Raw genomic sequence first — 20,266 nt, 5'->3', positions numbered from 1 at the left:
TAAAAAATATAACTGCCGGCGTCATTTCGTTCAGATCGATTTCATTCGATCGACATGACGCGGCGGACACTGAAAGTCGCCGAGTAGAAGTATCCAGATTGCATGAGCGAAAACGCAATTTTCCCTATGTGAAATGCATAAGGCTGTGAGATTGCGTTGTCCGTTCGTTCTGCGATTCGAGAAGTCCTACCGTTTTTCATCATGATGGAGGCCGTGCCGGGGGCGCGTCATATGATGGAGTTCGATCCTCAACCTTCGTCGAGCGGAGCGCATCGGCGCGCGTCGGCACATGCTCCGGACGACGCGGCGTTTATCGGCTCGTCGCTCGCATTCAGGCAACTGGTGCGCATGATCGACCGCGTAGCGCCGACGCATCACGCCTTGCTGGTGACCGGACCGACCGGTTCGGGCAAGGAGCTGGTCGCGCGGCGCATCCACGCGCTCGCGCTGAATCGCAACGAGCCGTTCGTCGACGTCAATTGCGGGGCAATGCCAGAACACCTGGTCGAAGCGGAATTGTTCGGTCATGCGAAAGGCGCGTTCACCGGCGCGGTCGACCATCGCGACGGATTGCTCCGCCAGGTCGGACAGGGCACGTTGTTTCTCGACGAAATCGGCGAATTGCCGTTGGCGTTGCAACCGAAACTCCTGCGCGCGCTGGAGACCCGCAGCTTCAGACCGATCGGCGCGTCGTCGAGCGTGCGTTTCGAGGGGCGCGTGGTGGCCGCGACGCACCGCGATTTGCGCACGGCCGTGCGCGAAGGACGCTTCCGCGAAGACCTCTATTACCGGCTCGCCGTTTTCGTGCTGACGGTGCCGGGCCTCGATCAGCGTGCCGACGACATCCCTCTGCTGATCGAGCATTTCGCCGCGCAACAGCCGCGCGCAATCGAATTCACCCCGGCGGCGCTGCGCTGTCTATGTCAGCAGGCGTGGCCGGGTCATATCCGGCAGTTGCGCAATCTCATCAGCCAACTGAGCGTGCTGGCCGAGCGCACCCGGATCGACGCCGACATGCTGGCGCCGTTTCTCGCAACCGATACGGTCGACAAGACATCGCGCGCGAGTCTCGCGGACATGCTGCTGCAACTCGACGGCGACGACAAACTGGCCGCCGCCGAAAACCTGCTGATCGATCGCGCGCTCGAACGCACGCATAACAACAAGAGCGCCGCGGCGGTGCTGCTGGGGGTGAGCCGCAAAACGATCGAGCGCCGCCAGAAGGCGCGTGAGGAACGTCATCGCGTGGCGCGCGATTGTCTGGCGCAGGCGGACGTGCTGGTCGGCGCATCGCAGTTCCAGGAGGCGATCCCGTTGCTGCGCCGCTGTCTCGACCTGTTGCTGAAGAGCACCGGGCCGGACGACACGCGCCATCTCCAGTTCGAGGCGTACCGCATGCTCGGCGTGTGTCTGCGCAGCGTCTACGGCTGGCTGCACGCCGAAGCGACCGCGTGCTACATGGCGGCGCTCGCCGCGGGCCAGGGCGTGTGCGACGAAAACGAACTGGCGTCGGTGCGCTTCGGCGTCTGGACGACGCAGCTCACCACGTTGCAACTCACCGAAGCGCGCGCGACCGCGCAGAACCTGCTGCAACAGGCGCAAGGCATCGGCCGTCAGGCGACGCTCGACGAGGCGCACGTCGCGATGGTCAACACGCTGTTCTGGCTGGGCGACAGCGAGGAAGCGCTGGCCTGTCTCACGCGCGGCGGCCTGAGCGGGATCGGCCGCAAGGATCGTCGCATCGGCGTGCAAGGGCTCGATCTCGCCGGTCTTGCGCTGACCTTCGAGGGTCTGGCGAGTTATCAGATCGGCGCGGTCGATACCGCGCGCCGTGCGATGGAAACACTGATCGCCCGCACGTCGGATGGCAACGACCACGCGCTGGGCCATGTGCTCGACCTGCAGGGCGCGGCGTGGCTCGCGTTCCTGTTCAACGACATCGACCGGCTTGGCGAGCTGGCCGCCGAACTCGACGCGGTGTCGAAGGTGGCGGCCTTCACGTTCTATCGCGGCGTGGGCAAGGTGTTTCGCGCCTGCTTCCTGAGCGCGCGCGGCGCGCTCGACGAAGCCCAGACGACCTTGCTGGACGGCTACGACAACTACATGGCGAACAACGGCGGGGCGCTGTTCTACTCATTCAAGACGTGGCAGCACGGCGAACTGCTGCTGCGCGCGGGTCGCCCCGACGCGTGCGAGGCGCTGCTGGCCGGCGCGCTCGATGAGGCCATCGAGCGCCAGGAGCGCGTGTATCTCGGCGAACTGCTGATTGTCCGGGCGCGCGCGCAATGGGCGCTGGGCGATCTGAACGGAGCCGAGCAGGGGCTGCGCAGCGCGATTTCGACCGCCCGCGCGCTGGGGTCGGTGCCGGCGCGCATCGCCGCATCGACCTATCTCGCGGATCTGCTGAAGCAGAGCGGACGACGCACCGACGCGATCGACGTGCTCGAACGCGCGCTGCGCGCGGAGTCGTCGGAGCGGCCGGCGCCCAATGCGATGCGTGCGTTCCGCCTGCTCGCCGAACTGCGCCACAACGGTCAAAGCGGCATCAACGCCGGCAATGGCATCAACGGCATCAACGGTATGAACGGCAGCAACGGTAGCAATGCAGACAGCGATTCCCTCCAACCGCATCAAAAAGGATTGGCACATGGCTTATGAACTCGGTCCCCAGGATCTGGAACCCTTGCTGCTCGGGGGTGCGTTTTTCGGCAGCGGCGGCGGCGGCACCATCGAATCCGCGCGTCATCTGGCCGCGCATTTCCGCAAAGGCGACTACTACCCGCGCGACACGGTCAGCATCGTGACGGTCGAGGAAGCGTCGGGCGAGCACGCACAGGGCGAGGCCGTGATGGTTGCCTACCTGGGCGCGCCGGAAGCGATCAACTCGGCCACCTATCCGACCGGACCGGTGGAAGCCGTGCGTAGCGTGCAGGAACGGCTCGCCGCGCAGGGCCGCAAGCTGGCCTATATCGCGCCGCCGGAAAGCGGCGCGCTGGGTTTCAGCGTCGCGTGTCTGGTGGCGGCGAAGCTGGGCCTCGCGGTGATCGACGCCGACGGCGCCGGCCGCGCCGTGCCGTCGCTGCCGATGCTCACGTACGCCGCGCAGGAGATCGATCCGCGTCCGGCGTTTCTCGTCAGTCAGAGTGGCTTGAACGTCGAGCTGAACGTGACGCCGCGGGCCGGCAGCAACGGCGGTGGTTCGATGCATCAGCAGGACGTGTCGGTGATCGTCGAGCAGATGATGCGGCCGATCGTCGGCGATCCGGAGTTCGGCCAGTTCGGCGGCCTCGCGATCTGGCAGATGAAGCCCGAACAACTCGCCGCCGCGTTGCCGATTCGCGGCACGCTGACGCGTGCGTTGACGCTCGGCCGCGCGGTCGGCGCGGGCCGCATCCGCAACGTGCCGCAGATGATCGCGTGGCTCGTCGAGCATTGCGGGATTTCGGCGCGCGCGATTTCCGAGCCGGGCGAACTCGTGTCGACGAAGGTGGACACCAGCGGCGGTTTCGACGTGGGCCAGATCGGCATCAAGGCCGGCGCGCATACGTACACCGTGATCTACGAAAACGAATCGCTGCTCGCGTGGGACAGTCAGCGTCCGCAACCGATCGTGCTGGCGCCGGACAGCGTCGCGTATTTCGTCGAAGGCGAAGGCCAGTCGATCTTCACCAATGGCGACCTGGTGCTGGCCGACGGCAAGCCGAATCCCGTCGTCGGCAAACGCAAGATCACGCTGATCGGCTGGGAAGCCGAAGCGCCGTTGCGCGTACCGGGTGGTCTGATTCTCGACAGCTTCCAGGTGCTGCTGCAGAAGCTCGGCTATCTCGGCCCCTACGTGCCCGTGGGCAAACTTCATTCGACGTCGCAGCGAGGAGAACTGTCTTGAGCGCACCGCTTCGTATCTGCGTGCTCGTGCCGGTCGCGACGAGCCAGTTCAACGACCGCATCCTGCAGGCGGTCGCCCCCGTGGTGCCGCCCGACGTTCAGGTCGAGGTCCGCAACATCACGAGCGGCCATCCGTGTATCGAGAACCGCACCAACTGGCTCGAGAACGGCATGCCGGTCGTTCAGCTCGCGAGTGAAATCGCCAGAGACGGTTTCGACGGCATCTGGCTGACCGACTTCGACATGGCCGGCGTCGAAGCGGCCAGAGAAGTGATCGACATTCCGATCGTCGGCGGTTTTCCGACATCGGCGGCCGCGGCGTTGCTGCTCAGCCAGCGCTTCTCGATCATCACGATCCTGCAAAGCACGCTGGCGATGCAGCGGGGCCATCCGCAGAGTTATGGCCTGCAGGACAACTTCGCGTCGATCCGTTCGATCAACTGCCCGGTGGACGATCTCGGCAACACCGACGTGGTGGTCGCCAGAACCTTCGAGCAGGCGATGAAGGCGATCAAGGAAGACGGCGCGCAATCCATCCTGCTCGGCTGCACCGGTTTCGTCGATGTGGCGAGCCGCGTCGGCGCGATGCTCGAAGCGGAGCTGGGCGCGTATGTGCCGGTGATCGATCCGAATCACGCCGGCTTCAGTTTCCTCGTGGGGCTGGTGCGCATGCGCGTTCGTCCGAGCCGGTTGACGTATAGCAAGTACGTGCTCGGCTCCTGACGCGCGGCGTCGCGGCTATGGACTGACGCCAGGCAAAAACCGAAGCGGAAAGTGCGGCGCGGGAAGTGTTTTTCCGCGCCGCATTTTTTCTTGCCGACGCGCCAACGTTTGCGCGTCCATCATCGCATCGCGCATGCCGCGCGCGAGGACGAGTGGATGAATTCGTCCACTCGAATCCACTCGAAAGGACGCCGCCGTCCACTTCGACGCCCCATCTTCTCCCCGTTTTACCGCCTCCTCAATCTCCGCCGCGTTTGGCACAGGCCTTGCATTGTCTGCCCCGCGTTCCGAGGCGCGCCGGTTCAGCCGGCGCAAATATAAAAAAGTTGTTTTCTCTGCAAACGCGTTACTTCGTTCAGCGAGGAAGACCATGAGTCAAGCAGCGCAGCATCCCATCACCCCGTACGGCGTGGCGATCCATCAGGCGATGTCGACAGGCGATCTGACGCAGATGAAAGCCCTGCTCGCCAAGGCGGAATCGCTTCTGGAGCAGCAAGGCAATCTCGCCGCCGCGATCGAAGTGCTCAAGCTGGAAATCGCCAGGCTCGAGCGTCAGTAAGTCGTCGCCTCCCTTCATCGACGTCCCATCCATCATCAGGAAAACAGCATGGCTACCATTCCCCGTATTGGCCTGTTCCCGGCCCGTTATGTCGTCGGCACTGGACAGCCCGGCGCGCCGACGCTCACGCTCGGCCTGCTGGTCGATACGCCGCGGCGCACCGTCGTCGGCGGCGCAACGATCACGCAGGCGGTGAACCCGCCGCTCGATTTTCACGCCGACACCTGGGGCACGTTCACGTACCTGGCGCTGATGCCGCCGTCGGAAACGCGCATCCTGGTGGCGTTGCAAGGCAACACCGGCGGCCCGGAATCGAACTCCATCACGACCTTCCGTCTGCATCTCGTGCTGAACAGCGACTGGCAGGCAGGCGTGGCGAACTACAGCTACCTGAACAACGGCTCGTGGCACGAAGTCGGCAACGTGCCGGCGAGACTCGATCCGGAATTCGTGCCGCTCGAGCCGGGTCCGGTGATTCCGAACCGTCCGCACGTCGTCCCGACGCCGCTCTATGGCGTGAGCATCCAGCACGCGGCCGCCAGCGGCGATCTCGCGCACATGAAGACGCTCGCGACGTTCGCGCAGCAGCAGCTCGACAGCCGCGAAAGCATTCAGGCCGGCCTCAGCGATCTGAAGGCTGAAATCGCCCGGCTCGAAGCCGCTCGCTAACGCGCTGGATCGTCACGCTTCGCTATCTTTGTTCACAGGAGTTATCGCTATGACCGTCGGTCTTTTCCCGGTTAATCTGCGCGTCGCGACGCCCGCGATCGGCGCACCCGTGCTCACGCTGTCGCTGCTTGTCAATACGCCGGCCAAACGCGTGAGCGGCGTGGCCCGCATCTATCAATCGACCTACCCGCCGCTCGAATTTCACGCGGACGTATGGGGCAATTACACGCAGTTGCTGCTGAACCCGAATGCCGAGGCGGACATCGTTCTCACGCTGTCGGGCAATCCGTCGGGACCGACCAGCGGCCTCGCCGAAACGTTCCAGTTTCACGGCGTGCTGAAGAGCGGCTGGCAGTCCGGGCAAGCCAGCTACAAGTACTTCGAGAACGGCCGCTGGCACGACATCGAGCACGCGCTCGTCACGCTGGTCGGCGCGATCCAGCCGCACGAGCCGAATCAGCCGGTCACGCCGCTGTATGGCGTCGGTCTGCAACAGGCGAAGGCGTCCGGCGATCTGACGCAGATGAAGGCGCTTGCGCAGCAGGCCGAACAGCATCTCGGCGATGCCGGCAACATCAGGAACGAACTGGCGAAGCTGAACGCGGAAATCGCGCGTCTGGAAGGACGTAGCTGATCGGCGCGGCACGGGCGCCAAAGCGCGCCCGATGCCGATACCGGACGACGTGCCGTGGTTGGGGTGCCAAGGCGCGTCGCCGGTGTCGGCGGCAAAGGGCGGAGCGCATCCGATCGCGCGCGAGCAATACCGCACAGGCACGGCACACACGCTGGGCAACACACACAAGATAGGGACGCCACAATGCTCGAGACCAGTCAGCAACCGGCGCGCTTTCTGCGCGACGACGACTACACACGCTTCGTTCCCGTTCATGTGGTGTGGGAAATCACACTGGCCTGCGATCTGAAGTGTCTGCATTGCGGCTCGCGTGCAGGGCGCCGGCGTCCCGACGAATTGAACACGCAGGAATGTCTCGACGTGATCGATTCGCTCGCGCGGCTCGGCACGCGCGAGGTCTCGCTGATCGGCGGCGAAGCGTATCTGCGCAAGGACTGGATTCAGCTCATCAAGGCGATCCGCTCGCATGGCATGTACTGCGCGATCCAGACCGGCGGCCGCAATCTGAATCCGGCGCGGCTCGCGGCGGCGGTCGAGGCGGGGCTCAACGGCGTCGGCGTTTCGCTCGACGGACTTGCGCCGCTGCACGACAAGGTGCGCAACGTGCCCGGCGCGTTCGGCCGCGCCGTCGACACGCTCAAGCGCGCGCGAGCCGCGGGCCTCGCGACCAGCGTGAACACGCAGATCGGCGCGCAGACCATGGCGGATCTGCCGGCGCTGATGGACACGATCATCGAACTGGGCGCGACGCACTGGCAGATTCAGTTGACGGTGGCGATGGGCAATGCCGCCGACAACGACGAACTGCTGCTGCAGCCTTACCAGTTGCAGGAATTGATGCCGCTGCTCGCGGATCTCTACAAACGCGGTCTCGACCACGGTCTGTTGATGAACGTGGGCAACAACATCGGCTACTACGGACCGTACGAACATCTGTGGCGCGGGTTCGGCGACGAGCGCGTGCACTGGACCGGCTGCAGCGCCGGTCAACAGGTGATCGCGCTGGAGGCGGACGGCACGGTGAAGGGCTGCCCGTCGCTCGCGACGGTCGGCTTCGCGGGCGGCAACGTGCGCGATCTTTCGCTCGAGGAAATCTGGCGTACCAGCGAAGCGATTCACTTCGGCCGGCTGCGTTCGGTGGACGACCTGTGGGGCTTTTGCCGCTCCTGCTATTACGCGGACGTGTGCCGCGGCGGCTGCACGTGGACCTCGCATTCGCTGCTCGGCAAGCCGGGCAACAACCCGTATTGCCACTATCGCGTGATCGAGTTGCAGAAGCAGGGGCTGCGCGAACGGATCGCGAAGGTCGAGGAGGCTGGGCCGGCTTCGTTCGCGGTGGGCCGTTTCGACCTGGTGACCGAACGCATCGACGACGGCACGCCCGTGTCGAGCATCGTCAGATCGGGGCAGACCATCGAACTGACGTGGAAGAACAAAGGCAAGCGCGCGCCGGATATGGGCCGGCTTCCGACGAAGCTTGAACTGTGCCGCAACTGCAACGGCTACGTTCATGCGCATGAACACACCTGCCCGCATTGCAACGCGGACATCGCGGCCGCCGCGCAAACCTACGAAGAGCAGGCGCAATACCGCCGCACGCTGATGACCAATCTCGAACACTTGCTGGGGCAGCCGGTGACGTGAGAGCGGCGCGCTAGCCTTTGGTGGCTGGCGCGTCGTTTTTTATGGCGTGCATTCACGCGCGAGCGGCAAACCCGGATCAACCTCTATCTGAAGTACTCGCTCGGCGCCACGCCCAGCACCTTGCGGAACATCGCCGTAAACGCGCTCGGGCTGTCGTACCCGTGATCGAGCGCGACATCCAGCACCGACGCGCCGCTCGCCAGTTGCGGCAGGCTCAGCAGCACGCGCGTGTGACGGCACCAGGCGCCATGTGTCATGCCGGTTTCGCGCTGGAATGCCCGGGCGAACGTGCGTGCGTTCATGCCGGCATGTTCTGCCCAGCCCTGCAACGACGCCTCCAGCGACGGCTGCGCAATCAACGCCGCGCACAGTTCCGCGAACGCGGGATGACGCGGCATCGGCACGTGCAACAGCAGCGGTTCGGCCACCGCGATTTCATCGAGGATCAGCGCAAGCACGCGCCGCTCGCGCTCGCCGTGGTCGCTGGCCGGACCGATGCCGGCTGCCGTCACGATCAACTCGCGCAACAGCGCGCTCACAAGGATCACGCGGCATTCGCCGGGCAAGGTCGCGCACGCGTCGGCGCCGGCGGCGACGTAGACGGTGCGGACCTGCGCGTCGCTGGCGATCTGGATCTCGTGGCGCACGCCGCCCGGCACCCAGACCGCGCGTCCGGTCGGCACGATCCAACTGCCGCCCGCGACCCGCACGATCATCACGCCGGAAATCGCGTAGAGCAATTGCGCGCTGCTGTGCGCGTGCGGCGGAAATTCCGCGCGGGCGGGCTGGTCAGTGGCCAGCACGACGACCGGCGAGACTTCGAGTGCCTTCTGACTTTCGACGAAACCGAAGTTGTCTATTTCGCGACGATGCATGGCAATTCTGCGAGAGATGACCGGATCGCAGGACTCTACCATCTGTCCTCCGAATCCACTGCCGGGCATTTGTCATGGTTCTTCCGGGCGCTTATCGCACCGTTTTTCGCACCGTTCATCGCGTGGCTCGCCGTCTTGCTGATTACTTCTTACGCCGCGCAAGCATCGGTGCGCTCTCGTTACTCGCCTCGGCCTGTTCACTCGATGCGCCGTATCGCGCACCCTCGACGCCGGCCGCCGCCTCCGCACCATTCGTCTCCACCGGACACGCGCCCGTCACCGCGCAACCGTTAGCGGACGACTGGTGGCGTCTCTACCAGGACCCCGTGCTCGACGGGCTCATTCAGCAAGCGCTCGATCGGAACCGCGATCTCGCGGTCGCGCTCGCGCGTCTCGCGAAATCGCGGGCGGTGTTGAGCGAAGCGGGCGCCGCGCAACTGCCCGATACGCAACTGGCGCTCGGCGGCAACTACGGCAAGCAGAGCGCCGATCAAACCGTCGCGGCGGCGCGTCGCGATTCGGCCGACACGCGCTGGGCGTACTCGCCGTCGTTCACGGTGTCGTACGAAATCGATCTGTGGGGACGCGTGCGCCATCTCGTCGACGCTGCGCATGCGGACGCCGACGCGATGCAGGCCGCAACGGACGCCGTGCGCGTGTCGGTCGTCGCGGCGACCACCGAAGCCTATCTGCGCACCTGCTCGAGCGGCGCACGCATCGACGTCGCGCACCGCTCGCTCGGCGTCGCGCAACGCGTGCTCGAACTCACCACGCGGCAGCGCGACCGTGGCCTCGTGTCCGATCTCGAAGTCACGCGCGCACGGGGTTTTCTCGACGAAACGCGCGCCACGCTGCCCACGCTAGAAGGCGAGCGCCGCGCGGCGCTGTTCGATCTCGCGGTGTTGCTTGGTCGTCCGCCCGGCGAGTTTCCGGCGCAGGCCGACGCCTGCCGCGTAACGCCGGTGCTCGCGGCGCCGTTTCCGGTCGGCGACGGCGCCGCGCTGCTGCGCCGCCGCCCCGATCTGCGCGAGGCGGAACGCAGGCTGGCCGCCGCCGATGCACGTGTCGGCGTGGCGCACGCCGAGCTGTATCCGTCGATCGTGCTGGGCGGCTCGGTGAATGTGCTGTCGACCACCGGCAGTCTCGCATCGCTCGGCGACCAATACGCGATGGCTTGGGGCGTGGGCCCGTTGATCAGCTGGCGCTTTCCGAATCTGGCCGCGAGCCGCGCGCGCCTCGCGCAGGCGAAGGCCGGCAACGCCGAGGCGCTTGCCGCGTTCGATCGCGACGTGCTGACCGCGCTGAAGGAATCCGAGCAGGCGCTGACGTTCTACGGCGCGCAGTGGACGCGACAACACGCGTTGCAGGATGCGCGCGCCAACGACGCCCGCGCGTTCCACCTCGCCGAACTGAACTACCAGGCGGGCGCGCTGGATTTCCTCGATGTGCTCGACACCGAACGCACGCTCGTCGCGGCCGATGCGGCGCTGGCCGCGTCGGCGCAGGACCTGGCTGTCGATCAGGTCGCGGTGTTCAAGGCGCTGGGTGGCGGCTGGCAGCGGTAGACGGCTGGCGCACCACATCGTCGTTGAACTGCATCGTCGTTGAACTGCATCACGTTGAACCCCATCGCAGCGCATCGTCGTCACGATGGATTCGTTATTTTTTTCAAAGGTCCCGATATGAGTACTACCGTCGTTCCCGGCAAGTCGTCGCCGCTGAGCAAACGCAATCTGATCGTGGCGGGGGCAACCGTCGCCGTGGTCGTGCTGGTCGTCGTGGGCATCCGCTGGTGGACCGTCGGCCGCTTCATCGAGAGCACCGACGACGCCTACGTGCGCGCCGATGTCGTCACCGTCAGTTCGCGCGTGCCGGGTTACGTGACGAGCGTCGAGGTCGACGACAATCAGCCGGTGCGCAAGGGCGATGTGCTTGCGCGGATCGACAGCGCCGACTACGCGGCGAAACTGAGCCGCGCGCGGGCGAGTGTCGATGCCGCGCTCGCGACCCTGCATGCGGACCAGGCGAACCTCGCGACGCTCGACGCCCAGATCGCCCAGCAAGGCAGCCTGACGGCCGCCGCGCAAGCGGACGTGGCGGCGGCGCAGGCCGGCGCGATCCGCCGCAAGGCCGACGCCGAGCGCTACCGGCAACTGGCCGCCGAACAGGCATCGAGCGCGCAGCGCTGGGAGCAGGCGCATGCCGACGCGCTCACCGCCGACGCCGCGCTCGCGAAGGCCGACGCCTCCGTGCAGGCGCAACGCGGGCAGCAAACCGTGTTGCTCAAGCGACGCGCGCAAAGCCTCGCGACGATCGAGCAGGCACAGGCCCAGCTCGGCATGACGCGCGCGGCACTCTCGCTCGCGCAACTGGATTTCGATCACACGACGATTCGCGCGGCCGGCGATGGCACGATCGGCCAGCGCGCGGTGCGCGTCGGCCAGTATGTCGAGACCGGACAGCCGTTGCTCGCGGTGGTGCCGTTGCAGGACGTCTATGTGATCGCCAACTTCAAGGAGACCGAGGTCGCCGCGATGCGTGCGGGCCAGGCGGTCGAGATCGACGTCGATACCTACGCCGGGCACACGCTGCATGGACGCGTGGCGAGCATCGCACCGGGCTCGGGCGCGCAGTTCGCGCTATTGCCGCCGGACAATGCCACCGGCAACTTCACCAAGGTGGTTCAGCGCATTCCAGTGAAGATCCGCGTGGACGGCGGCCCGCGCGATGCGCTGGCGTTGCGGCCCGGCATGTCGGTGATCGCGCGCGTCCATACCGGCGACGACGCCGTGCAACCCGTCGCGAGCCGTTCATGAGCGCGGCGGCGACGGCTTCCCGCCGTCACGAGCCGGTGTCTTGGCGCGCGTGGGTGGCGGTGCTCGGCGGCGTGTTCGGCTGCTTCATGGCCGGCATGAACGTGCACGTCACCAACGCGTCGCTGCCCGACATTCGCGGCTCGCTCGGCGCGAGTTTCGAGGAGGGCTCGTGGATCACCACCGCGTATCTGGTCGCGGAGATCATCGTGATTCCATTGACGGGCTGGCTCGTGAAAGTGTTTTCCATCCGGCGCGTGATGCTGGTCGGCACGAGTGGGTTTCTGGTTTTTTCGCTGGTGTGTTCGGTGGCGCCCACCATCGACGCGATGATCGTCGCGCGCGCGTTTCAGGGCGCGTTCGGCGGCGTGCTGATTCCACTGTCGTTTCAGCTGATCGTCACGGAGCTGCCCGCGTCGCGGCATCCGCTCGGCATGGCGTTGTTCGCCGTCGCGAATAACGTTGCGCAGGCGGCGGGGCCATCGCTCGGCGGCTGGCTCACCGACATGTACTCGTGGCGCTGGATTTTCTATCTGCAGATTCCGCCCGCGCTTGCGCTGCTCGCGGCGATCGGCTGGTCGATCAAGGCCGAGCCGGTGCATCTCGACCGCTTGCGCAAGGCCGACTGGCTCGGCATCGCGACGATGGCGATCGGCCTCAGCGCATTGCAGATCGTGCTGGAAGAGGGCGGCCGCAAGGACTGGTTCGGGTCGAGCTTCATCACGAATGCTTTCGTCGTTGCCGTAGTGGGCTTGAGTATCTTCGTGGTCGTGCAGTTGCGTCGCGACGAACCGTTCATCAACCTGAAACTGCTGGGGCGCTACAACTTCGGGATCGCGAGTCTGATGCAGTTTCTGTTCGGCGGCGCGGTGTTCGCGGTGGTGTTCCTCGTGCCGAATTACTTTGCCGAATTGCAGGGCTATAACGCGCGCGACATCGGTGTGCTGATGGTGCCGTATGGGCTCGTGCAGTTCGTGATGTCGTTTCTGACGCCGCCGCTGATGCGTAGAACGAGTGCGCGCACGACGATCATCGCGGGCTTCACGCTGGTTGCGATCGGCTGTCTGATGAACATACATCTGAACGTGGATGCATCGGCGAACGTCGTCGTGCCGTCGCTGATCGTGCGCGGCATCGGACAGTCGCTGGTGGTGGTCGCGCTCGGCGTGATGGCCGTCGATGGTATCGAGAAGTCGCAGCTCGGGTCGGCGTCCGGGCTCTTCAGCATGGTGCGCAATCTTGGCGGCGCGATCGGCATCGCGATTGCCAGTCAGATCGTGGTGGAGCGCGAGAAGCTGCACGCGTCGCGGATCGGCGAGGCGATCACGCCGTTCAACGGCGCGTATCGGGATCGGATGGTGGAGATGGTCAGAACGTTGAGCGGCGCGCACATCGGCCGTGTCGATGCATTGGCGTCGGCCGGCTTGGGCGATGCGCGTGCAGCGGCGTTGGGCGTGATCGATAAGGTGGTGGGCCGCGAAGCGCTTTTGATGGCGTATAGCGATACGTTTCTGTTGGCGGGTGTCGCGATGCTGGGGTGTACGGTGGCGGCGTTTGCGCTGCGGGGGCGCGGGAAGGGGCGCGGTTGAAGCGATTGAATCGGGGGCTTTAAGCGAAAGCCGCTGGCGACCGGCTCTCGCTTTTGATCGATTCCGCGCTACGCATCGACGGGATCGTGATGACAAACGCAGAGCTTGTTGCCGTCCGGGTCGCGAAAGTAAGCACCGTAGTAGTTCGGGTGATAGTGCACTCGCAAGCCGGGTGCGCCCTCGCATGAGCCCCCGTGTGCGAGTGCGTGGGTGTAGGCGAGATCGACGGCCTGCCGGTCCGGCGCCAGAAACGCGATCATCTGGCCGTTGCCGAAACGGGCCGGATGTCCGTCGAACGGTTTGCCGATCAGGAACAGCGGACGCGGCGCATCCGGCGCCATCCAGCCGGCCCACGGCTTGTCACGATCGCAGAACTTCATCTTGAGCCGTAGCGCTTCCATGACCGGCGAGTAGAAGTGCAGGGCACGGTCGAAATCGGTAATGCCGATGAAGACGTGGGAAATCATGGCCGACTTTTCCAGAGTTCGTGATGACCCAGTCTACCGGAACGGGTTGAGTACGGTGGTGGTCCGTGGATGAACGAAGGACGAGTGCGGTAACGGTTTGCCGGAATGGCGAGACGGAGAAACAACGAGCTTGAGAAATTTCCAGGCCTGGAAAGACAAAATCCGCCATGAAGGCGGATTCATCTTAAAGAAGGTGCTACTCAGGAGGCTTTTAACCGTCGCGATGGCCGGTCCTGTCCGGGAGTTCCATCACCAAAGTGAAAGAATTATAAGGAATCTTGCGCTCCCCGGCAAGCGGTCTTTTCCGCCGACTCAGACCAAGGGGATCAGGACGCGGCGGCGGTCTCGTCCACTTGCTCTCCTTCCAACGTCAAGCCAGACTGCGCCATCAGTTTTTCGTAGAACTCCAGCTTGTCCTGCAGATCCGTGACCTGTTCGCAAAGTTCGTCCGCCCGCTTTTTCTCCGCCGCCAACTCCGTAACCCGACTATTTGCTGCGACGCCAAACATCAATGCATCTTTGATCGCTTCCCGGACTGCGCCGCGCACCTTGAGGCGGAAACCCTTGTCGCGAGTCTGGTGGCGCGGACCGATCTGGACCATCGGTGCGATGATTCGACTGGCAGTGACCGGTTGAATCATGCGGCATACTGCCCAGCTTCGTTTCCGATAATGAGTCAGCGTTGTCAGAGCAGAAGTGACTTCCACGGAAGCCCTTTCGGTTACGCCGGGATGCTTTGACGAGATAGGCACCACCTGCAACAAATCTTCCTGATCGCGCTCGATGACCTGCATGACAATCGCCAGACGGCGTTTCGGCATGCTGAAGAGCTGAACGGTATCCGCGTAGCGTTTGTTGCCCTTGATCGAGCCGCTTGCTTTGCCGACGGAGAGCGAATGGCCAAACTCCACCTCGACCAGGGTCCATGGATGAATGACCCGACGCACCTTCTCCTTCCGCGTCGAAAGGATGTTTTTCAGGTAAAAGTCTTTCCTGCTTTGTGGTCGTCGTCTGAGCGTTACGATGTACGTCAACGGAGCAACACCCGTTTTCAGGCAGACTTTCAGAACCTGCCACCGATATTCCGCGTGCCCGACAAACTTCTTCGTGAAGAAAACAGGATTGTCTGGCCGAGGGTGACCCGGCAGCAATACCTCTTCGATATGCTGATGCGATTCGAAGCCAAGCTGCGCATGGCTCGCAACACCGGCCGCGTTCGCTACTTCTTCTTCGTAGATTACGACAATCATCGTGCATTGAACCCGAGCTTTTGGTTTGTGACTCTCCTCATGAGGGCGGCTTTATTTTACAGGGTTCTGTCCAGTCTCTAAAAAGTAAGTTAGCACTCCAATTGTCTATATCGAATGAATCTCCACATTCATGCCGAATAGGTGGCGATCCAGGCGAACGCCGCCCCGTTGACGAGCCGGCTCATCTATATGCCGTATTGAATGCGCCGATCCACCGGCCGTTCACTCCCGCTCAACGCCAGGCTTGCACCGACCGCCGCCCGCCACCGCCCGGCAACGTCCGCACCATGAGGACCACGAGTATCGCAAGCAGCGGCAGCATCAGCACGCTGCCTTCCGGACCGGCCGCGCCGCCGCTCAACCATGCGGGTCCGCCTGGACGGCTGGTCAGCCAGTGCCCGCTCGCGAGCGTCCCGCTATCGGCGATGCCGAACACGAACGATTGACTCCAGTCCCAGGCCGCGTGAAAGCCGATCACCCACCACAGCGCGCCGGTGCGCCAGATCGCAAAGCAGAACACAAGCGCGGTGGCGGCCACCGACACGATGCCGAATGCCGTTTCGCCGGGATTGGTCAGATGCACGAGCGCAAATACCGCCGACGTCACGAGACTCGCGGCCACGGGCCCCACACCGCGAAACAGTCGAAACAACACGTAGCCGCGAAAACTCGTTTCCTCGCTGAACCCGACGAGCACGAACACGACGGCCCATAACGCCGCCGATTCGAGCAACGGCTTGAGTGCAACGCCAGACGGCTCGATGCTGACCGCGTGCAGAGCGCGCAGCGTACCCATCAACAACGCCATCGCCGCAGCGCCGAAAAAGAGCCCTTGCGCAAGATGAGCGACGCGCGAGGCGCGCTGCGGCGCCTGCAATCCATAGTCGCGCCACGAGCGTTTATCGATCAGGCTCATGACCTTCGTCGCGACCACGGCGGCAAAGATCATCGCGAGTTCGCCGATCAGCATGCGCGACGGTTGCAATTCGCCCGTCATGGGCGGCAGATGATGCAGCCGATGCGCGGCATACGCGATCCCCGCCAGCAGCGCGCTCATGATCATGACGAACAGCAGCACGGCCCAGCCCGCGCGCAAGCCGTCGCGGCCCATCCAGACGCGCGCAAACCGGCCGCCGGAAAAGCGTCGCCATCCTCCGCACCGATCGTGGTCCACATTGCCGCCAGGTTCGAGATTGCCCGATGCCTTGCCGTAGTCTTTCGATTCGCTCATTCGTTGCCCTCGTTACTTGTTGTTTGAATTGGCCTGAAGAGGTTGGTATGTCAGCGTGCCGCTAGACGGGCGCGCGCAACTTGTCCTGCAGCATCGACGCAAACAGGTTGAGTGCCGCGCCTGTTTGCTTCAGATCGCCCGAACTGAGAAATTCGAGCATGAGACCGTCCACGACCGCGGCGCACAGCGTGGCGATAGCGCGCCGGTTCGCCGACGGCGGAAACACGTTTTCGATGATCGCGATCCAGCTCGACGCGGACCGTTCCACGTAGCGGCCATACATGGCCGGGTTTTGCAGGGCGAGCACCTGGACTTCGAACAGCAACCGCACGTAGCGGCTGTTCTCGGCGGCCGTTGCCCACGCCCAGAAGGTCTTCAGAATGCGCGACTTGCCGGCCTGAGCCATCAGCTCGACGAACGACGTTTGAACACGCAGACGAACCTCGTCCATGACGGCCTCGATCAGGCCGTCTTTCGAGCCGAAGTGATAGACCAGCAGACGCGCGCTGCTGCCGATCTGCTCGCCTAACGGACGCAGCGACAGCTCGGCCATGCCGTTGTCGAGAAAGTATTCCAGCGCCTTGTCGCGCAGTTCGAGTTTGCGATCCATGAAACGAACGTTACATGTAACGTTCGTTTCAGTCAAACAATCTGGAGGAAACGCAGTCGCGTGCGAAATCGCCGGTGCCGCTCCGGTCGTCGTGCGAACGCAACGCAGGCCCGAAAAAATCCTGCGAGGCCGCTATCGGACAGGAAAACGTTTGCGGCGCGGCCTGCAGCGCGGCCGCATCCCGCCGGGGTTTCGAGGAAGCTTTCTTTAATTACTGGCGGTAACGAAACTGACATATTGGCGCATTAGCGTGCTCATTTCTCGTTCATCGGGTAGTCACGAAATGCACCCCGCGCTTGCGCAGTTTCGCCGCCCCGGAGTCGCCGCAAGCCCGCGTTGCGCCGGCGATTTGTGCCAGGATGTTCCCGCCATCGACGCGGCCGATTCGAACTCGCTCGCCATGGAGATCTTCTATGCGCGCCGCGATATGCTCAGTCTTGCCGTGCTGGAAGGCGAGCGGCCGATCGGACTGATCAATCGCGACATTTTCCTGTCGCAGATGAGCAAGCCGTTTCATCGCGAACTCTACGACAAGAAAAGCTGCATCGCGTTCATGGACAAGGAGCCGCTCATCGTCGACGCCGACATGAGCATCGAAGCCCTGACCTTCAAGACTGTCGAGGTGGGCAACAAGGCGTTGTCCGACGGTTTCATCGTGACGCGCGCGGGCCGTTTCGCCGGCCTCGCGAGCGGCTTTCAACTGCTGGGCGCGGTGGCCGAAATGCAGGCCGAGAAGAACCGCCAGATCATGCAGAGCATCGAGTACGCGAGCGTGATCCAGCAGGCCATGCTGCGCGTCTCGCGTGACGCGCTCTCGTCGATGCTGGCCGATGCGGCACTGGTGTGGGAACCGCGCGATGTGGTCGGCGGCGATTTCTATCACTTCGCCACCTTCAGCGACGGCTGGTTCGGCGCGGTCGCCGACTGCACCGGTCACGGCGTGCCGGGCGCGTTCATGACGCTGCTCGCGTCGGCCTCGTTGTCGCAAGCGCTGGAACGGCTCGGCCCGCGCGATCCGGCCGCGCTGCTCGCGGCAGTCAACCGCAACGTGAAAAGCCTGCTGGGACAGGTCAACGGCACCGGCGAGTCGCCGCAATCGAACGACGGTCTCGATGCCGCGTTCTTCTGGTTCGACGCCGCCGAACGGCAATTGCATTTCTCCGGCGCGCGCATCGCGCTGCACGTCTTGCGGCCGAATGCCGAACGCTTCGACAGCATCGCGGGCGAACGCATGGGCGTGGGTTACGTGGACAGTCTGGCCGACTACGGCTGGGCGCTGAATACCATTGCGCTCGAACCGGGCAGTCTGCTGTTCGTATCGACGGATGGCCTGATCGATCAGATCGGCGGTCCGCGCAAGATTGCTTTCGGCAAACGCCGCGCGCTCGATCTGATCGTCGAGCGCCGTACCGAATCGTTATCCGTCATCTGCGACGGTTTGCAACATGCGTTGGCGGACTGGCAAGGTGCGCAAGTGCGCCGCGACGACGTCACGCTATTTTTTGCACGCGTTTAGGGTAGTCCATGAATATGTTTGAACAGCTCGACCAGGATGCGGCGTTCTTCGAACTTGCACAACGGCGCAATCTGATTTTCTATCACAAGGGTTACTTTTCCCACAGCATCGTCGCGGCCATGAGCGAAGTCGTGAAGCTGCAGCTGGAAGTGGCCGGCGTCAGCGGACCCACGCGGCGCAAACTGTTTTCGTCGTTCATCGAACTCGCGCAGAATATCGTGCACTATTCGTCCGACGCGCTCGTCGAGGGCGGCGAAAGCGGCGCGATCCGCGAGGGCGCGGTGTGTATCACCACGGAAGGCGACCGTCATCTGATGCTGTGCGTGAATCCGATCGCGACGACGGCGGTGGATAGCCTGCGCGAACGGCTCGAACCGTTGCGCAGCATGTCGGTCGACGAAATCAAGCAGGCGTACAAGCTCACCTTGCGCGCCGACACGCCGGAAGAAAGCAAGGGCGCGGGGCTGGGTTTCCTGACCATGGCGCGCGACGCGAGCGCGCCGCTGGAATTCGCGTTCTATCCGCGTACGGACGCGCCGGAAACCACGCTGTTTTGCCTCAAGACCATCATCTGACCAACGGACGACCACGCGCCATGGATAATCTTTATATTGCCGCCACGACTACGTCGCCGGAAGTCGATTTTCAATTCGATCAGAACGTGCTGACGTTCCGGGGCGAGTCCTATCCCGAGAACGCCGCCGCGTTTTACGCGCCGATCATCGAACAGTTGCGCGCCTATCTGGCCTCGCGCAACGATGCGGTCATCACTGTCGATGTCACGCTGACTTACTTCAACAGTTCGAGCACCAAGATGCTGTTCAGCGTGTTCGATGCGCTGGATCAGGCGGCTTCGTCGGGCAATCGCGTGCTGGTGCGCTGGTATCGCGATGCCGAGGACGAAACCATTCTCGAATTCGGCGAGGAATTGCAGGCCGATTTCACGGCAATCCAGTTCACGGATTGCCCGGTCGCAACCTGAGGACGGCTACGGTGGGCTCCTCTTCCTCATCGGACACACCCGCGAACGACGCGCCGGACCTGTTCCGCAACGAGAGCGACGCGCTGGAAAAGGCGCGCGCGATCCATGCGCATGCCGACGCGGACCCGCAGCAGTGCCGCGTCGCGCTCGCCGAATTGATCGGCCATTTCGAACGCCTGATGCGCGAGACGCGCCGTCTGATCGGCCGCAGCGACCGCGCCGAGCGCGAGATGCATGCGCTGACGCAGCAGTTGCAGTATCGCGCGACGCATGACGCGTTGACGGACGTGCTGAATCGCAGCGCGGTGATCGAGCGCACGATCAAGGCGTTGCGGGTCGACCGCGCGGTGATGATCCTGCTCGACATCGACGAGTTCAAGAAGGTCAACGACGACTTCGGGCACCCGGTCGGCGATGCGGTGATTCTGGGGATCGTCGCGTGTCTGCGGCGCATCGTTGGGGAGCGCGGGGCGATCGGCCGCGTGGGCGGCGAGGAGTTTACGGTACTTCTGCCGGGTTATGACCTTGCCGACGCGTTGCAACTCGCCGACGAAATGCGCGCGGCGATCGGCAATCATGTATTCGATGCGCCGGTGAACCGGCGCATTACCGCGAGCTTCGGCGTCAGCGCGAATCCAGCCCGGACCGATTTCGATACCGCTTACGGTCTGGCCGATTCGGCGTTGTACAAGGCGAAACGCGGCGGCCGGAATCGCGTGGAGTTTGCCGATCCGCAATGGGTTTCGGCGGAGATGCCGGGCGGGGATTGAGGCGCCTGGTCGAGCGTCTGCACGGCGTGGCGCGGACTCGCTCGCTTGT

19 protein-coding genes are annotated in these 20,266 nt (G+C 64.1%); 14 read left to right on the top strand and 5 right to left on the bottom strand.

What is annotated here, in order from left to right; genetic code table 11:
- The first annotated feature begins 201 nt into the window (after positions 1–201).
- The 7 genes from LFL96_RS24765 to LFL96_RS24735 all read left to right on the top strand — a co-directional run bounded on the left by LFL96_RS24765 (position 202) and on the right by LFL96_RS24735 (position 8,114).
- On the top strand, positions 202–2,658 hold the full coding sequence (locus tag LFL96_RS24765) for a sigma 54-interacting transcriptional regulator (protein WP_281003336.1): 2,457 nt from the start codon (positions 202–204) through the stop codon (positions 2,656–2,658).
- The gene (locus LFL96_RS24760; RefSeq protein WP_281003335.1) at positions 2,648–3,886 is read left to right on the top strand and encodes a DUF917 family protein; all 1,239 of its coding nucleotides are present in this window, start codon (positions 2,648–2,650) and stop codon (positions 3,884–3,886) included. Before LFL96_RS24765 ends, LFL96_RS24760 begins: the two co-directional genes overlap by 11 nt.
- Positions 3,883–4,608: an aspartate/glutamate racemase family protein gene (locus LFL96_RS24755; protein WP_281003334.1), complete on the top strand. Its 726-nt coding sequence runs from the start codon at positions 3,883–3,885 to the stop codon at positions 4,606–4,608. Before LFL96_RS24760 ends, LFL96_RS24755 begins: the two co-directional genes overlap by 4 nt.
- 370 nt (positions 4,609–4,978) lie before the next feature.
- Positions 4,979–5,167 (top strand): DUF1843 domain-containing protein, encoded by a 189-nt coding sequence (locus LFL96_RS24750; RefSeq protein ID WP_281003333.1) that lies wholly within the window; start codon positions 4,979–4,981, stop codon positions 5,165–5,167.
- 48 nt (positions 5,168–5,215) lie between these two features.
- Positions 5,216–5,836, top strand: coding sequence for a DUF1842 domain-containing protein (locus tag LFL96_RS24745; RefSeq protein WP_281003332.1), 621 nt, complete (start codon positions 5,216–5,218; stop codon positions 5,834–5,836).
- A gap of 49 nt (positions 5,837–5,885) precedes the next feature.
- The gene (locus LFL96_RS24740) at positions 5,886–6,470 is read left to right on the top strand and encodes a DUF1842 domain-containing protein (RefSeq protein WP_281003331.1); all 585 of its coding nucleotides are present in this window, start codon (positions 5,886–5,888) and stop codon (positions 6,468–6,470) included.
- 183 nt (positions 6,471–6,653) lie between these two features.
- Entirely contained in the window at positions 6,654–8,114 is a 1,461-nt protein-coding gene (locus tag LFL96_RS24735; protein WP_281003330.1) for a GDL motif peptide-associated radical SAM/SPASM maturase, read from the top strand.
- 83 nt (positions 8,115–8,197) lie between these two features.
- Here LFL96_RS24735 and LFL96_RS24730 read toward each other — a convergent pair whose 3' ends face one another.
- Positions 8,198–8,989, bottom strand: a complete 792-nt coding sequence (locus tag LFL96_RS24730; protein ID WP_281003329.1) for a helix-turn-helix transcriptional regulator — start codon at positions 8,987–8,989, stop codon at positions 8,198–8,200.
- 122 nt (positions 8,990–9,111) lie between these two features.
- On the opposite strand from LFL96_RS24730, the gene LFL96_RS24725 reads away from it, so the two are divergent.
- The 3 genes from LFL96_RS24725 (at position 9,112) to LFL96_RS24715 (ending at position 13,391) form a co-directional block, all read left to right on the top strand.
- A complete protein-coding gene (locus LFL96_RS24725; RefSeq protein WP_281003328.1) occupies positions 9,112–10,554 on the top strand; it encodes an efflux transporter outer membrane subunit in 1,443 nt (480 codons plus the stop codon).
- A 117-nt stretch (positions 10,555–10,671) separates the two neighbouring features.
- Positions 10,672–11,805 (top strand): HlyD family secretion protein, encoded by a 1,134-nt coding sequence (locus LFL96_RS24720; RefSeq protein ID WP_281003327.1) that lies wholly within the window; start codon positions 10,672–10,674, stop codon positions 11,803–11,805.
- On the top strand, positions 11,802–13,391 hold the full coding sequence (locus tag LFL96_RS24715) for a DHA2 family efflux MFS transporter permease subunit (protein WP_281003326.1): 1,590 nt from the start codon (positions 11,802–11,804) through the stop codon (positions 13,389–13,391). Before LFL96_RS24720 ends, LFL96_RS24715 begins: the two co-directional genes overlap by 4 nt.
- Before the next feature lie 68 nt (positions 13,392–13,459).
- Here the strand turns inward: LFL96_RS24715 and LFL96_RS24710 are convergent, their stop codons facing one another.
- From LFL96_RS24710 to LFL96_RS24695, 4 genes are all read right to left on the bottom strand, one after another.
- Entirely contained in the window at positions 13,460–13,858 is a 399-nt protein-coding gene (locus LFL96_RS24710; protein WP_281003325.1) for a VOC family protein, read from the bottom strand.
- Between the two features lie 326 nt (positions 13,859–14,184).
- The gene (locus LFL96_RS24705) at positions 14,185–15,108 is read right to left on the bottom strand and encodes a type II toxin-antitoxin system PemK/MazF family toxin (RefSeq protein WP_281003324.1); all 924 of its coding nucleotides are present in this window, start codon (positions 15,106–15,108) and stop codon (positions 14,185–14,187) included.
- A 232-nt stretch (positions 15,109–15,340) separates the two neighbouring features.
- Complete coding sequence (locus LFL96_RS24700) at positions 15,341–16,339, bottom strand: CPBP family intramembrane glutamic endopeptidase (RefSeq protein WP_281003323.1); 999 nt, start codon at positions 16,337–16,339, stop codon at positions 15,341–15,343.
- Between the two features lie 61 nt (positions 16,340–16,400).
- The gene (locus LFL96_RS24695) at positions 16,401–16,949 is read right to left on the bottom strand and encodes a TetR/AcrR family transcriptional regulator (RefSeq protein ID WP_281003322.1); all 549 of its coding nucleotides are present in this window, start codon (positions 16,947–16,949) and stop codon (positions 16,401–16,403) included.
- 400 nt (positions 16,950–17,349) lie between these two features.
- Here LFL96_RS24695 and LFL96_RS24690 point away from each other — a divergent pair, with 400 nt between their 5' ends.
- The 4 genes from LFL96_RS24690 to LFL96_RS24675 are packed head-to-tail and all read left to right on the top strand — an operon-like array spanning position 17,350 to position 20,217.
- Positions 17,350–18,465, top strand: a complete 1,116-nt coding sequence (locus tag LFL96_RS24690) for a SpoIIE family protein phosphatase (RefSeq protein WP_281003321.1) — start codon at positions 17,350–17,352, stop codon at positions 18,463–18,465.
- Positions 18,466–18,479: 14 nt separating this feature from the next.
- Positions 18,480–19,040, top strand: coding sequence for a SiaB family protein kinase (locus tag LFL96_RS24685; protein ID WP_281003856.1), 561 nt, complete (start codon positions 18,480–18,482; stop codon positions 19,038–19,040).
- A gap of 20 nt (positions 19,041–19,060) precedes the next feature.
- Entirely contained in the window at positions 19,061–19,447 is a 387-nt protein-coding gene (locus LFL96_RS24680; protein WP_281003320.1) for a DUF1987 domain-containing protein, read from the top strand.
- Between the two features lie 11 nt (positions 19,448–19,458).
- Complete coding sequence (locus LFL96_RS24675) at positions 19,459–20,217, top strand: GGDEF domain-containing protein (protein WP_281003319.1); 759 nt, start codon at positions 19,459–19,461, stop codon at positions 20,215–20,217.
- Positions 20,218–20,266: the final 49 nt, after the last annotated feature.

This window comes from Paraburkholderia sp. D15 (assembly GCF_029910215.1).
In the GTDB taxonomy this organism is placed as follows: Bacteria; Pseudomonadota; Gammaproteobacteria; order Burkholderiales; family Burkholderiaceae; genus Paraburkholderia.
This window is presented reverse-complemented; position numbering and strand designations above follow the sequence as displayed.